9 protein-coding genes and 2 pseudogenes are annotated in these 14,390 nt (G+C 60.4%); 5 read left to right on the top strand and 6 right to left on the bottom strand.

Annotated features, from left to right (window positions below):
- Window positions 1–915 precede the first annotated feature (915 nt).
- Window positions 916–1,320, top strand: a complete 405-nt coding sequence (tnpA, locus tag OKW29_RS28645) for an IS66-like element accessory protein TnpA (protein ID WP_429293467.1) — start codon at window positions 916–918, stop codon at window positions 1,318–1,320.
- A 145-nt stretch (window positions 1,321–1,465) separates the two neighbouring features.
- On the opposite strand, the gene OKW29_RS28640 is transcribed toward tnpA, so the two are convergent.
- The 3 genes from OKW29_RS28640 to OKW29_RS28630 are packed head-to-tail and all read right to left on the bottom strand — an operon-like array spanning window position 1,466 to window position 4,610.
- Complete coding sequence (locus tag OKW29_RS28640; protein WP_429293466.1) at window positions 1,466–2,458, bottom strand: tyrosine-type recombinase/integrase; 993 nt, start codon at window positions 2,456–2,458, stop codon at window positions 1,466–1,468.
- Window positions 2,455–3,369, bottom strand: coding sequence for a tyrosine-type recombinase/integrase (locus OKW29_RS28635; RefSeq protein WP_429293465.1), 915 nt, complete (start codon window positions 3,367–3,369; stop codon window positions 2,455–2,457). Before OKW29_RS28635 ends, OKW29_RS28640 begins: the two co-directional genes overlap by 4 nt.
- Window positions 3,363–4,610 carry a tyrosine-type recombinase/integrase gene (locus OKW29_RS28630; RefSeq protein WP_429293464.1) on the bottom strand — a complete coding sequence of 416 codons (1,248 nt, stop codon included), beginning with the start codon at window positions 4,608–4,610 and terminating at the stop codon, window positions 3,363–3,365. Before OKW29_RS28630 ends, OKW29_RS28635 begins: the two co-directional genes overlap by 7 nt.
- 185 nt (window positions 4,611–4,795) lie before the next feature.
- Here OKW29_RS28630 and tnpB (OKW29_RS28625) point away from each other — a divergent pair.
- Window positions 4,796–4,894, top strand: a pseudogene (gene tnpB / locus OKW29_RS28625) (IS66 family insertion sequence element accessory protein TnpB); the annotation flags it as partial.
- 12 nt (window positions 4,895–4,906) lie between these two features.
- On the opposite strand, the gene OKW29_RS28620 reads toward tnpB (OKW29_RS28625), so the two are convergent.
- Window positions 4,907–7,000 (bottom strand): recombinase family protein, encoded by a 2,094-nt coding sequence (locus OKW29_RS28620; protein ID WP_429293463.1) that lies wholly within the window; start codon window positions 6,998–7,000, stop codon window positions 4,907–4,909.
- Between the two features lie 475 nt (window positions 7,001–7,475).
- Here OKW29_RS28620 and tnpB (OKW29_RS28615) point away from each other — a divergent pair, with 475 nt between their 5' ends.
- Both tnpB (OKW29_RS28615) and tnpC read left to right on the top strand, forming a co-directional pair.
- Window positions 7,476–7,691 (top strand): IS66 family insertion sequence element accessory protein TnpB, encoded by a 216-nt coding sequence (tnpB, locus tag OKW29_RS28615; RefSeq protein WP_429293462.1) that lies wholly within the window; start codon window positions 7,476–7,478, stop codon window positions 7,689–7,691.
- 30 nt (window positions 7,692–7,721) lie between these two features.
- Window positions 7,722–9,275 (top strand): IS66 family transposase, encoded by a 1,554-nt coding sequence (gene tnpC / locus OKW29_RS28610; RefSeq protein ID WP_429293461.1) that lies wholly within the window; start codon window positions 7,722–7,724, stop codon window positions 9,273–9,275.
- 576 nt (window positions 9,276–9,851) lie between these two features.
- On the opposite strand, the gene OKW29_RS28605 is transcribed toward tnpC, so the two are convergent.
- Complete coding sequence (locus tag OKW29_RS28605) at window positions 9,852–12,143, bottom strand: LamG-like jellyroll fold domain-containing protein (protein ID WP_429293460.1); 2,292 nt, start codon at window positions 12,141–12,143, stop codon at window positions 9,852–9,854.
- A gap of 321 nt (window positions 12,144–12,464) precedes the next feature.
- Between OKW29_RS28605 and OKW29_RS28600 the strand changes: the two are divergent.
- Window positions 12,465–12,656, top strand: a pseudogene (locus OKW29_RS28600) (IS5/IS1182 family transposase); the annotation flags it as partial.
- A gap of 1,158 nt (window positions 12,657–13,814) precedes the next feature.
- Here the strand turns inward: OKW29_RS28600 and OKW29_RS28595 are convergent.
- Entirely contained in the window at window positions 13,815–14,318 is a 504-nt protein-coding gene (locus tag OKW29_RS28595; RefSeq protein ID WP_429293459.1) for a hypothetical protein, read from the bottom strand.
- Window positions 14,319–14,390 lie beyond the last annotated feature (72 nt).

Below are 14,390 nucleotides of genomic sequence, written 5' to 3'. Positions count from 1 at the left end.
TTGCTGCACTCGCCGATGGATGTTTCCGCCAGACCAGAATTCCGGTTGCGGCAAGAGGCGGGGGCGCGTCGAGTAGGTCGGCTACCGCTCCACTCGGCGCTTTCAGCTAACACCGCAGGGATTTGTCGAGGCAGGTCGTGTGTATCGCCGTCGGACGATGGAGGTTGAACGATGAAAGGCGAAGCAACGTCGGGGGCAGGCGTGAACAGGCTGACGAAGGCCGTCCTGATAGTCGTGACGACACTTTGCGGCAGCCTCAAGGCTGCGCCGCCTGATCGAACTGCGGATGAGACCACGCAGTTGGACTCGTACGGTTCGAGCGTGGAGACGAAAGCGTCATCGCGGCGCACCGTCGCCGTTATCCCTAGCCGACTGCTAGCGTCGCCCCATCGGGAGCTTGTGGAATCGATCGATCAACCGGGCGCTGGGATGTCTCTTGCTCCCGCAAACGAAGAGGTCGCAGATAGGCTTGACGTACGCGGGCCGTTTCAGACCTGCTTCGGCGCTGGCAGTTTCGCTCTTTCCGCGCTCGGACAGAGCGCATCGGTACCGCATTCACGCTCGTGATGTCAGTGCATTGATCGACGGACACCTGTAAGACCGCTTCCTGGGTGGATCGGCCGCTATAGAGTGTCGAGTCGGTGGCGCCTCGTGAGTGTCTCTTCATGGCCCAGATCGTGTCAAAACGCATTTTGGAGCACTACAATTTGCCATCCGATAGCGAAGGATGAGCAAGATGAAACGGTTCGTTCAAGGCGACAATCGTACGCAAAGCTTTCTCCTCCCTGAAGCCCTCGATGACTACGTGACGGACACCAATTCCGTGCGCGTAGTTGATGTGTAAGCACCTCACGACGGCCGTCGTAGACGGCGACGAGGACCGACATCAAAGTAGTGCCCATCATTTTCGATTTGATGGACATCACTGTGACAGAGTCGGAAGTCAAGCCGGGTAGCCGCAAGGGACGCCCGAACCATGATCCGGAGTTTCGACGCCGACTTGCAGCCGCGGCCTGTGAGCCCGGTGTGTCGGTCGCGAAGCTGGCGCGGGAGAATGGCATCAATGCGAACATGCTGTTCACATGGCGGCGTCGGTATCGCGCGCAATTGCAGGCCGAAACGATGTCCCTGATTCCCGTGGCGGTGGTTCATGAAACGCTGCCGGCGCGCGTGGCGATGCCACCGGATGCAAGGGACGTCTGCAACCGGACTGCACGAGCCGGGACGATCGAGATCCGGTTCGGTGACGTGGTAGTCAAGGTCGACGGCGTTGTCGACGCCGACACGCTACGCGTCGTCCTGGGGAGCGTGCGATCGTGATCTCTCTACCCACGGGTACACGCGTCTGGCTGGTGGCGGGCGTCACTGACATGCGCTGTTATGCGGAGTTGCCGGTTATGCGCAGTTGGCCGGCAGTACACGGGTCAGAAGGGGCCGTGGGCTGGGTGACGCTGCGTATAATGGGCTAGTGCTTCGTTCTGAGCATCTCGATCAGAGCGTCAGGCGGACGGAAACAACCTCGTCGAAGGTTCGGAATTCCGGTCGCGGCGAGCGCCTCCAGTTTCTCTGTCGGGTCTGCGCGTAGATAAATCTCCGTGCTCTGAACTCTGGCGTGCCCGAGCCAGAGAGCAACCCTTCGGACATCGTGTGTTGCCTGCAGGGTATGCATCGCGCAGGAATGTCGCAGCACATGTGGCGAGATGCGTTTCGCCGCAAGCGATGGCTGGAGTACTACGGCAGCCTTCGCATGTTTGGCCAGGATGTATTCGAAGCCGGCGCGTGTCATGGCACCGCCGCGTGCATTCAGAAACAGTTCTGGATCGCTCACCTGCTCTCGCACGGCGAGCCATGCACGTATTGCCGTAGCGGTTTGCTTCCATAACGGGAGCACACGTTCACGCCTCCCTTTGCCATAGACGTGAACCGCAGCCTGCGGCGAAAGCTCCAACTGGTCGAGCCGCAACTGAACCAGCTCTGAAACTCGGAGGCCCGCCGCGAAGGCAAGATGCAACATGGCACGATCACGAATACCCATTGAAGTCGTCGAATCCGGGGCATCCAGGATCGACTGCATCTCGGGCATAGTCAGGTAGTCAACGAGCGTCTCGTCGGTTCTCTTCTGAGGGATTGCATGAATGCGCCTTGCCTGGTCGAGGCAAGAAACATCATGATATTCGAGATAGCGGAAGAACGATTTGATCGCGGCGAGACGTGCGTTCCTGGTCCTTGACGAGCATCGTCGCTCACTCTCCAGATGCTCCAGAAATGCGAGAATCAGTGGAGCGTCAACCTGATCAATCTCCAGCAAGGACGGCTGGGTATGCATACGCTTTGCCGCAAAACAGACCAGCAGCTGGAAGGCATATGCGTACGCATCGCACGTGTTTGCGCTGGCCCCGCGCTCGCGCGGTAGATGCTCGCGCAGAAAGCATCCGAGATGGTGTGCGAGCTTGGTCACAGTCGATCTCCCGAGAACAGGACTTCGCCGGCGGCGGCAATCTGTGCCGTCAAGATCGGCGTAGCCTGTAGATACCAGTACGTGTCTGCCACGTGGGCATGGCCCAGGTATGTGCTGAGGGCAAGCACATGTCGTCCTATGGAGCGTCGGTCCCCGGTGCACTGTTCCAGCGATCGCACAGCAAATGTGTGGCGTAAATCGTGAATCCGCGGTCCTGGTTTGCCGGGACCTTCGCGTAGTCCGCTTGAACGGACAAGCTTTAGAAACACAGACATAACTGTGTCGTAGCAGAGGCGATGCCCATTAGCCGAGACAAAGAAGTTCGAATCGCAGGCGCCGACTCGCGCACGTCTCGCAAGATAGGCGCGTAATGCCAGATCGGTGGTCTCATGAAGCGGCACCAGCCGGTTCTTGCTGAACTTGGTCGCCCGGATGACGAGCCCATCATCAGTAAAGTCGTCGATCGTCAGCGCGAGCGCCTCCGAGATTCTCAGTCCTGTTGCCGCGAGTAGCGCGAACAATGTGACGTACGTTGCCGGGCGCAGCGATCTAGCAGGTTCAAGTTGTGCCGCTGCTGCCAGCAGTGTAGACAGATCGGAGCGGGAATATATGTGCCGGATACCCCGCTTGGGGGACTCGCGGCCAAATACATCACCTGGCGGGCATTCGTGGCGTGGATCCTCTGCCTGCATGGCCAATGCGAATCGTCGTACGGTGAGCAGACGATTTCGACGTTGTGCGCCAGATGGCGCCTGTCCCGCCCAATCGATAACGCTTTGCGTTCGAATAAATCCGTCCTGGCGTGCATCGGCGAATGCCGCGAAGCCTCGCAGGAGCCCACTTTGTGCATGAAACTTGAAGCCCATAGCATGATGCAGTTCGACATAACGGCTGACGGCGGTAGCTAGCATGACACACCCCCAGGCCAAGGCTGCGCGATCTCGCGTAACAACACCACGTCGACCTTCGCGTAGTGGGCTGTTGTCTGGGATGATCGATGCCGGAGGACCGTCCCGATAGCGTCCAGGGTGGCACCTCCCCGTAGCATTGATGTCGCGACAGAATGCCGAAGAAGATTCGCACCCTTCGATGGAGGTTCGCCAATGCCGGCACGGCATAACGCAAAGCCGACGATCGAACACACGGTCGCAGAGGTCGCGAATGGTCGCCACGGCGCATTCATGCAGAGGAACACCTGATCGACAGGAGTCGGAGGCCGAACTCGCACAAGATACTCAAGCAATGCATCGCCCGCATCTTGTGGTAACGGGAGCCGGACTTCCCGACGGCTTTTACCCCTGAGCTGAAGCTGCGCCGAGCGCCAGTCGATATCGTCAAGACGTAGATTTACGATGTCACCTCCACGCAAACCGAGACGGGCCAGGAGAAGCAGAATTGCATGGTCTCGTACACCGGTATCTCTTTCGAGATCGCATGAGTCGACGATACGTTGAATATCGTCCTCCGCCAGATACCTGGGGAGCGCCGACAGCCGCCAGTGTGCAACTGTCGGTACCGCGAGGTCCAGAGCTGGGCGGCATAGACTGACCGATGCGAGAAACCGCAGATACATCCTCAAAGCCGAGATGACACACTTGGCATTGGGAATCTTGTTGCGCTTCACTTCTGCAGTGGTGACATCACGTACGATTGCAGCGTCCCATCGCGTCGTGTCGGTGCCCAACGCCGGCAGCAGCTTGCTGATCAAACGGTTATGCCGGTCAATGGTCCGTGGGGACAGGCCACGATGATGGAGCAGCCAGTTGCAGAATTCGCCGAGGGCAGCGGGCGGTTCAGGGCGAACGGGATCTCCGATCTGGCTGAGTATGCCTCGCTGCCGCAAATACCCGATGAATAGCGCAACACGTGCAACATACTTGCGAGAGACTGACTGATGTTGGCGTGCGCCCGGACACCGACATCGATGGGCGGCAAAAGCCTTTACGCATTGGTCATCGATCGCTTCAACAGCAATATGGCGGCGTTCAATCCAGCCTCCAAAATGCGCGATCGATGCGGCGTACCCGGAAATAGTCACTGGTGCATAACCCTTGCGTGCGAGTTCCGAGGCGAACTCATCGAGGTACGATCCGAGCGCACCAGGAGTCAGGGCGTGCATTTGTGCCGCGTAAGAATTGTTCAGGGCAGTCATAGCCAAACCTCCTTCGACCGCCAGCATGGCGGCGCCCTCAGAAGGCTCCCGTTATGCAAAGTAAGCAAGTTCCCTAAACAGCGATCTCCCCCAGCTTGTGGAACAGAAATTCATCTCGCCTGCGCATAACCGGCAACTCCGCATAACATCGCTTATGTGGTGCACCACATAAGCGCTGCGGGTTCCAGGGGCTGGCGGCGAGGGTGCAGACGGCGCTCGAGGAGAATCCGCTGGATGGCAACGTGTTCATCTTCCGGGGACGCCGGGGGAGTCTCGTGACATAGTGCATCCTTTGGTTAAAAGCCGGGCAGTTTGAGTGACTTATCTGCTTCCTGTCGGGCCTTGAAGTGAGGTGGGCGCCGTTCCTTGATAGCCCGTACACCTTCCCTGACGGCTTCGGAATCGAGTGCAGCAACAGGAACCTGCCAGGGCGCCGAGGGCATGAGCTGGGTCGCCGGCAGTATTCCCTCACGTATCAGGCGGTGGATCGAGCTCCCGTAGATTCCCAGTCGTCGTGAGGCCTCTTCCACGCTGATCGTCTCCGCATGCGATGCCCTTGGATCGAATGGCGCAATTCCTAGCCGTTCGCGCAGTTCGGTAACACGGACCGTGGTCCAGGTCTTGCCGTCTGGCGATTTGCATCGCATGCGGTTCATGGTCACCGCAAGCTCCCTGTCCGGCCACTGCCCACCGAGCTTGCGCATGACCTCAACAGCACTGAAGTGTTGGCTGGATGGATATCGACCAACATTTACCCGTGCGACGCGTAGCTCAGTGTGCCGACCACCCGTCCAGTGAACGGTTGCGACCGCTTCATTCGTGATGTCGTCCAGATCAATCACGACTTCATGAATGAGAATACGGGTCAGCCGCTGCTTTGTCCGCATGTCAGTGCCCGGTGCATTCCACGTCGCTGGGAGATCGTGTGCGAGCGTCATCAGCTGTGCCTGGTCGATCGCGGGCCGACTTGCGACCTCGCGGTCCAGAAGCGCTGCGCGCTCTTCGAGGTGAGCGACACGCTCGAGGGCCGCATTCCAGCGCGCTTCAAGCTCGCGCGCAACCAACCGCCTCATCGGATCGACAACCTCATACCGGCGTGCGGCGAGAGATGCGTCGTAGCGCGCTTCCTCGATCTCGCAGGCCAACGCGCGACGCACATCGTCATCTGCGCGCGATGTTTGCTGTGCAGCACGAATGGCTGCTTCCACTGCATGCTCCGAAACGGCTTCGATAATCGCGGCCGCCACCGCCTTGTCGACACGTACTCCACCGATTCCGATACAGAGAATCGCTCCGACATGTGCCTCGTCGCCGCGGCAGTAATAGCGATGCGCGTGACCGGCTCTCATGCCGTAGTTCACCCGCATCATTCGACCGCATCGGCCACATCGCGCCAGGCCAGTCAGCAATGCGCGTCCGCCACGAGCAGATCGGCGGGAAGCCCGCTTCTTCATGTGTGTGTTCTCGGCAATCATCCTTTGATGCTCCTCGAACTGATCCCACGTGATATACCCAGGGTGATGGTCTCGCAACAGGACGCTCCAGTCCTTCATCGGTTTGGAGTGGCCTTCAGTCTTGCGAGCCCGTCCGTCGACGACGGCAGTGCGTTGGGTCGTCCTTCCAAACACATACGCCCCAGCATAAACCGGATGTTCCAGGATCTGGACAACCGTATGATATGCAGGCCGGCTCCATTCGATCCGGATGCCGGCGGGGCCGTGCCGCGTTACGGGCAGCTTCACGTCGGATTGTATGGCCCATAGCAGCACCTGACGGGCACTGCCAAGTTCGCGGAACTTACGGAATAGCACCCTGATGGACTCGGCAACCCGTTCGTCTGGATCCATCTCTATCTGCCCAAGCTCGTTCCAGCAGTAGCCGGGAGGTAGCGCGAAGCGCAATTCCCCACGCCGGGCCTTCGAATCACGGGCGGCAATGCCGCGCTGTCGCAGCAGACTGAGTTCGTACTCCGACATCGTTCCTTTGAGTCCAAGCAGGAGTCGATCGTTGACCAGCCTCGGGTCATAAATACCGTCGTGATCAACCACGACCGTGCCGACCAGTGCGCAAAGATCAATGAGATGGTGCCAATCGCGGCCGTTGCGCGCGAGTCGTGCAGCCTCGAGACAGTACACGGCGCCGACGGATCCTGCGCACACTGACGCGACCAGCTTCTGGAATCCGGGCCGCTCGACACTGCCGGACCCTGAACGTCCAAGATCATCGTCGATGGTTGTTACTGAAGCAAAGCCCATGGCTCGCGCAGATTCGGCGAGCGCGTACTGACGATTCTGGCTCTCCGTGTGCTCCACTACCTGGCTCATGGTTGACTGCCGGACATAAACGACTGCACCGCGGCAGAGGTGCTCAGCGGAAATCTTCTGGCTCATCGCGATCTCCTGAGTCGTTTGTGTTCACGGGTCTGCCCAGCGCTTCCAGCAGAAGTGCCGCGAGCGCGTCGATCACTTCCTCCCGTCGATTCCCAACTATGGCTGCGTTGAAGGTTGGATCTCGATGCAGTTCCAGCGGAAGTTGTACGCCGGGTTCTCTTTGCGGTCGTCTCATCGGAATGGCCCTCCGTTGACAGAGGTTTCGATGATCCTCCTTCGACGGAGTGGCGCTTTCGATCAGACAGGACGCGGTACAGGAAGGCCAGCGCTTCGGCGCTCACTTGCGGTTCGCCGAGCGACATTGCCGAGCATATCGACGCATCGAGCATCCAGGCTGGCAGCTCGCGGGAGATCTGTTGCGGAACGTCGAGGTGAACCATCTGATTGCCGCGGCGCCCGGTACGGCGGACCAGCCTGTATTCCTGGCCGTAGGCGGGATGCCAGCGGTATGCGATCGTAACAATTTGCGATCGGTATGTTGAATATCGTGCGGCTTGGCGATCTCGTGAAGGTTCTGTGGGCGAGCGAGGACGGGCTCTGGCTTCTCGCGAAACGGCTTGAGCATGGTCGCTTCGTCTGGCCACACGCCGATGGCGGCAAGGTCCATCTGACGGCGGCGCAACTGTCGATGTTGCTCGAAGGCATCGATTGGCGGCAGCCGCGTCGTACGGCTGCGCTGTCGATGTTGTAAACCGCGAGGAAGGCTCGTAAACTGCGCCGCATGTCGAACGGCGCCGAACTTCCTGACGATGTTGAAACTCTGCGGGCCTTGCTGGTCGAGGCCCGTGCCCAGCTTGCTGAGCGCGATCTGGAGATCGGGCAGCTCAAGGCGCAGATCGACAAGCTCAAGCGCATGCAGTTCGGCCGCAAGTCCGAGCAGTTGGACCGGGAGGTCGCGCGGCTCGAAACCGCGCTCGAGGACTTGACCGGTGAGCGTGGTGTCGCTGATGTGCGACGCGCCCACGAATCAAGCGCGAGCACGCCTGTGGGCGACGCATCGCCGAAAGAAGCGCTGCTGCCGCATCTGCCACGCGAAGAACGCGTACTCGACGCCGACGCGACCTGCCCGAAGTGCGGCAGCGCCATGCAGCCGCTCGGAGAAGACGTGTCCGAGCAGCTCGCCCGCGTCGCGGCAATGTTCAAGGTGATTCGCACGATCCGGCGCAAGACGGTCTGTCCGTGCGGCCACCACTTCTCGCAGCCGTCCATGCCCGGCCTGCCGATCACGCGCAGCATTGCCCATCCGAGCCTGCTGGCCGACATCCTCGTCTCGAAGTACGCTGACCACGCGCCGTTGTACCGGCAGTCGCAGATTGCCGCGCGCGACGGCGTGAAGCTGGATCCGGCCAGCATGGGACGCTGGGTCGGCCAGTGCGAGGCCCTTTGCGTGCCGCTGACCGAGGCGCTTCGCCGCCACACGATGGCACCGTCGAAGCTGCACGCGGATGACACGCCGATCCCGGTGCTCGAGCCGGGCAAGAAGAAGACAAGGACCGGGCGACTGTGGGTGTATGTGCGCGATGACACCCGTTCGGGCTCGACCGAACCGGCCGCGGTGTGGTTTGCTTACTCGCCCGACCGCAAAGGCATCCACCCCCAGACCCATCTCGCTGGATTCGAGGGCATCCTGCAAGCCGACGCCTACAGTGGCTTCAACGAACTGTACGAGAGCGGCAAGATCCGTGAAGCTGCATGCTGGGACCACGCGAGACGGTACCTCTACGACGTGCATGCCCGAACGCCTACCGAGGCGACCCGAGAGGTGCTCGAACTGATCGGTGGACTTTACGGCATCGAGGCGGACATCCGTGGCAAACCCGCTGCTGAACGGCTGTGCCTGCGGCAGGAGAAAAGCGTGCCGCTGCTCGCGACCATCAAGACGTGGATGACGGACAAGCTCGCAACGCTGTCGAAGAAATCCGAACTGGCCAAAGCGATCCGTTACTCGCTCAACCAGTGGGACGCGCTCGCGCTGTACTGCGAAGAGGGTCGTGCTGAGATCAGCAACGCCTTGGCCGAAAACGCGCTGCGCTGTGTGAGTCTGGGCCGCAAGAACTTCCTGTTCGCCGGCTCCGACAGCGGAGGCGAGCGGGCAGCCGCGATGTACGGTCTGATCGGCACATGCAAGCTCAACGGGATCAACCCGCGCGCCTACCTTGAATACGTCCTGACCCATATCGCTGACCATCCCATTAACCACATCGACGAACTGTTGCCCTGGAACGTGGCCAGGAAGCTGCCTCGGCAGGCTGGCCCATCGGCGTCTAATGATTGATTGCCAGCGAGTTAGAACCAGGTAGCCCGATTCCCGATCATGCCTTACGCGGGCGTCGTGTTGCGGACGGCCGTCGCGAGGTGCTTACTCGTCTCGCTGCGGAAGGTAGTTTCATTTCGCCGCTGGAGTTTGGCCCGGAGTGGGGGCGAACTGAGACGGTCGCCATCCGGCCGGGTGCGGCCAGGAAGCGCCGTTCGCCCGGTCTCGCACGAGGACATTCGTACGTCCGCTACCCCTCGAAAGCGGCCCATTGCCGGTATGCGGCGAGCGTGGCGACGGCCACAACTCACCCGGCTGGCAAAGCCCCCTGCCGCGTCTGCCGGTGCCACGGCGTGATCTGCCAGCGCAGCGCAGCATGCGTTGCACTGCGCGCAGCGCGCACACCCCTGTTCCGGCCGCAGTCATAGCCAACGAACGACGACGCAGCGCTCATCTGTGCTGTGCTGAGCCCGTTGGCATCAGGCACTCGCGGTCCGTACACCACGCCGACACTGGCGCCCGTGGTCTGCCCCAATTGGCCATTTTCCTGAAGCCGATCGCACCGGCTCGCGAAAAGCCGGTGCGATGCTACCTACCTCAGGACGAGGCGAGCGTGGCGATGTCGCTGGCGCTCATGGCGCCGTTATAGACACGGAAGTCGTCGATCAGACCGCTGAAATACGGGTCATTAAATTGTGAACGTCCCAGCCAGTTGTTCGTCGTACCTCGCAATTGGAACGGCGAAAGTGACATCGAGGTATTGGTTCCGACAACGGCTCCATTGACGTACAACGTGCCAGTCGCACCGGACAGCGTCACCGCGACATGCACCCATTGCGACATCGGCAGCGCCGCAGTGCCGTCGATACGTTGCTCGGCATTCCCACCGCCGCTGTCCGTAATCGCAAACCGCACCTTGCCGCTATCGCTTCGCGGTGTCAAAAACATGTAACGAGTGCTGTTGTTGCCAAAGTCGAAAATACGCTGCCAATTCGAGGAGCCATTCCAGTACACCCAGGCCGCGATGGTGAAGTCGTTGATGCCTGAGATGAAGCCGGCCGGCAGGGTGACATAGGCGCCGCTCCCGTTGAGCTGCACGGCGGTGTTGTGCTTGCCGGCCGCCCATGTTGCGCCGCCGAGCAGCGTGCCGTTATTGCCATTGCCCGTCGCATCGGAGGCGGTGGTGCCGCTCCCCTGGTCGAAAGTCAGGTTGGTGTATAGCAGCGTGCCACTCACGCCCATCGCTTCGCTTGACTGCGTCGTTTCGCCGGACGGCGTGATCGCGGTCACCACATAGTAGTAAGCGCCTGCGGGCAGGTTGGCGTCGGTATACGTCAGAAGATCGGAAATACCGCTCCCGGCAAGCGTGTAGGGGCCGCCGGACGTCGTGCTCCGGTAGACGTTGTAGCTGGTCGCATAGGCGGTTCCCCACCAGGACAGGACGATCTGGCCGGCAATCGTCGGCGCGGTCAGGCCCGAGGGCGGTGTCCCTTGAGCAATCGGGTCGCGCTGGAAGGTCAAGGTGCCATAGCCCAACTGATCAGAATTGCCGCCAGTGCCAAGTCCGCCTTCCGGCGAGTGCGAGGTCGCAAACTTCTGACAGTATGGAGCGGCAATGCCTTTCCGGTTGACATAATGGTTGTAAATCAGCGCCCATTCCGGCCGGAGGTTGCCCTGAGCTGAGGTCGAAAAGACGGTGTCGTACGCACTGTTGGTAGGGCAGTAATAGGGAGCGAACGGCACGGAATAGTAGGTCGTGCCTGACTGGATGAGGTTGCCCTTCGCGACGTATTCGCTGGCAGCCAAGGCCCGGTTGTTGTCGTAGCCGTACAGGTCGGTGCCCTGGTTCCACGCCATTTCGCAGATGGGACCTAACACGGCAATGCTGAGTGTATCGTGTCCCTGGTCGCGCCCAGCCTCCTGGGTCTGGCCCAGATAGCCAGGATGAAGGTGAACGACCAGATTCTCGATGGCGCCGTTGCCAAGGCCTTGCTGGAAGTAGCTGATCGCCTGGTTGAAGATCGTCTGGTTGTCGCAGAGGACACCTACCGCTAGAACCATTGCGGTGGCGAGGAGATCCCAGCTTGCGTAGACGGCGAGGGCCGCGCCAGTCCCGCTGGCGACACCTCCGTTCAACGGATAAAACACGTTGAGCATCATGTTCTGGAACGCCGCGAAGTCCGCCGGCGCCCAGCCCGGGTAGTCACGCATCAATTCTGCGGCGTTGGCGAACTCGTAACCCTGGAGCCCCGCCCGCAAGAAGCCGCCGTAGTTACCGTTGGACACGGCGATTTGCGTCAGCGTCGACGCCCAGGCGTTCATGATGGCCACCGCCGTATTGGCGGCCGTCGTGTCTCCGGCAATCTTCCAGCGCAACGCGTTGGCATAGGCGGCGGCGACGTCGTTGTACAGATACCCGCAATTGTCCGCGTAGCCGGGCATGGCATTATAAATGACCGCTTGGGGACTGGGCTTCCATGACGTGCTGGCGTAAGGGCTTGTGAGCATCAGGTTCCAGGTGTCGATCCACGGCGAAGCCTTGGCTGCCACCTTCTGGGCCATCCGGTTCAGATCGGCTTGCGTATGGAGCAGCCCGGGATGGACGAATGAACTGCTTCCAGACGGTCCGTTTACGATTGCCTGTGCGTTTGCGACTGCCTGCTGGCTGCGCGCTGCACTCGCTGCTCCCGTATCGCTGTCGGACCCCGAGCCGGCGCCGCATCCCGTCAGAGCAAGCGCTCCGAGTCCCTGCAGGAAGTTGCGGCGCGACATGTTGCTTTTTAGGGACGACAACACGTCGAACAGGGCGCCTCCCTCGTCGCCCCGACCGATTTCTGCCGCTGCGTATTCCGTTATCGTTTGAGTCGCGTCTTGATTCGGTTTTTTCATAGACACCTTCCTTTTGGCGATGGAGTGGGACAGCGATAGATAGAGTCCAAAGCTCGCCTGGACTTTGATGTTGGAGCCGGCGCATGCCGGGCACGAAAGGACGTGTGAGACAAACCGACCCGAATGCTGACCTGACCAATCGACGCACAGCACGCACAAGCGCGCTTCTCGACGAGATAAGGCGCACCTCGCGCGTGGAAAGAATTGATGGCGCTGATTGCACCGCACGCGCAAGCCTGGGCGAAGGGCCACCCCGCCGTTTGCCGTCGGAGCGTTGATGCGCATAAATGAGCACACGCCACTGAGCCCTGACGCCTATAGGAAGGCACGGCGGTTGATGCGATGCTGATTGCCACGCCGTGTTCGACGACGAACAAGGGCGGCGAGCGCGGCCCTGAGATGCATCAGACCAAGACCTGGCGCTTCGGCGCGACGTGCCGTATTGACGTGGACGCCGACTTGGGGCTGGCGCATACGGTCGTGGGCACGACTGCCAACGTTCGCAAAGCGACGTAAACTCATGCACCGGTGCGGCGATGGTGCGCAGATCGCTGAATGACACCTCGCTTTGCTCATCGGCGCAAGGCGATTTCCGAGCGCGGCGCCAGGGGAGCCGCATATATCCGGACGGAACTCCAAGGAATGCTCCAAGGTTCGGTGAAGCGTTAAGCAAACGTTTGCATATGTGCTTACGGCACATTGTTACGTTTCTGAAGGTTTGCGGTTGTAACGATTTCCTGCTTGTTGAGTGGCGTGCGGGATCGGCAGTGGGTGAAAGTGTCGGCGCCCATGTCCCCCTTGTAGCGCCACCGCTTGTGTCAAACCCTCCTGTCGCAAGATCTCTGCGCGAATCGGGTCGAGCTGCGTTTTGTGTGGAAACTGTATTTCATCGGGACGTGATTACGGCCTCGCTAAGCAACTGATTCCATTGGGTGCGTTGTGTCAGACTCTGTTGTTCGTTTACCTGAGTAAGTAGCGAGGAATTCCTTGTGCAGTAGTGCGACAGATTAGGTAGCCACATTCGACGCCGGCCGCGTAGAAGACGCTGGTCGCTACCGCCGACATCCGATCGTCTCGACGCAGCTGGACCAACTCTCCTTCCGCTCCTGCTCATCGTGAACTTCACTGGATGCAGATGCGAAATGAAATCTCAAACTCCATGGAATCAAGGTAGACGGACGACGAAAATAAAACCATCTTACGAACGGTCGCTGCAGTCCTCCGTGGGCACAACGCGCTCATACTTTCGGATGCATAGAGGCGTCCATGGGCGAGTGTTCGAGTCTTGGCGGCGATGTGACGGGAGCCGTCACGGTAAGCGCGTCGTACGCAGGTATGAGACAGCATTTCTAATGGTTGATGGATGGAGCGGCGGCGAGGTACTTTAGCGTCATGAGCGCGCCGAGCACTTGCCGTGCGACGAGACCGCGCACATGGCCGTTGTACCCTTCAAAGCTGCCGTTGACTTCCCGCCGGCTCCGAGGTCCGAAGTGGGTCGATTTGCGACAGATCGTTCTGTCGCTACCGTGCCTGTTTTCCGTTTTCTGAAGCGTCCCCAAGCAGATGTCGTCCAACCACGGTATTGCCTTGAGGGGCGGCGTCGGCGTCCACCGCCAGCAGCGCAAAGCATCGGCGTTGAAAGCCATACTGGCACGGAGCAGGCCTGCGCAGTCACCGACGCGAGTTGAACAACCGTAAAAGCTCTCGCGTAGCTCGGAGATGTCCAGCACATGCTGTGCGCGTGACGGCCACGTAAAGCAGGCGCATCTCGTCCTCGTCCAGCGTCAGGCGCCCGTCAACGGTCCTGAAGCGAAAATCATTGGCTACTTTCACCCGTTTCCATTCCAGTCCCTTCGCACGGAGCACGGTCGAGATCACGTAGTCGGCGCCTGACTCGGGCGTAACTCGCTGCGCCAGCGCCCGCAGGTAGGCGGTGCCACACCCGTCGACGATTCGCACGATCGGTAGTAAGTCGCGCCCGACCGCGCTCCGGGCAAACGATTGAGCGTCCTTCGACGTTTCGAACAGCGAAAATGCCGCTGGCCGGAAAGCTCGCTTGCCGGCCAGCAACTGATCGGTGCCGTCTGCAAACGCTACGATCTCCGTGGGACTCATCCGGATCGCGGGCTTATGACCCGCTTCGACGCCCGCGGCCAATTGCCAGATCGCCGTCAAATTCTTGCGACACAAGATGGCATCGACGGGCGGTGAGATATTCGGAGTCGGCCATCTTGAGACACTCGTAGG

This window comes from Paraburkholderia sp. CI3, from assembly GCF_050436505.1.
GTDB classification, from domain to species: domain Bacteria; phylum Pseudomonadota; class Gammaproteobacteria; order Burkholderiales; family Burkholderiaceae; genus Paraburkholderia; species Paraburkholderia tuberum.
This window is presented reverse-complemented; position numbering and strand designations above follow the sequence as displayed.

Excerpts from the sequence above, each read along its gene's own strand:
- OKW29_RS28635 (WP_429293465.1), bottom strand. The coding sequence starts at position 3,369 with ATGCTAGCTACCGCCGTCAGCCGTTATGTCGAACTGCATCATGCTATG.
- OKW29_RS28620 (WP_429293463.1), bottom strand. The coding sequence starts at position 7,000 with ATGAGCCAGAAGATTTCCGCTGAGCACCTCTGCCGCGGTGCAGTCGTT.
- tnpA (WP_429293467.1), top strand. The coding sequence starts at position 916 with ATGGACATCACTGTGACAGAGTCGGAAGTCAAGCCGGGTAGCCGCAAG.
- OKW29_RS28630 (WP_429293464.1), bottom strand. The coding sequence starts at position 4,610 with ATGACTGCCCTGAACAATTCTTACGCGGCACAAATGCACGCCCTGACT.
- tnpB (WP_429293462.1), top strand. The coding sequence starts at position 7,476 with ATGTTGAATATCGTGCGGCTTGGCGATCTCGTGAAGGTTCTGTGGGCG.
- tnpC (WP_429293461.1), top strand. The coding sequence starts at position 7,722 with ATGTCGAACGGCGCCGAACTTCCTGACGATGTTGAAACTCTGCGGGCC.
- OKW29_RS28605 (WP_429293460.1), bottom strand. The coding sequence starts at position 12,143 with ATGAAAAAACCGAATCAAGACGCGACTCAAACGATAACGGAATACGCA.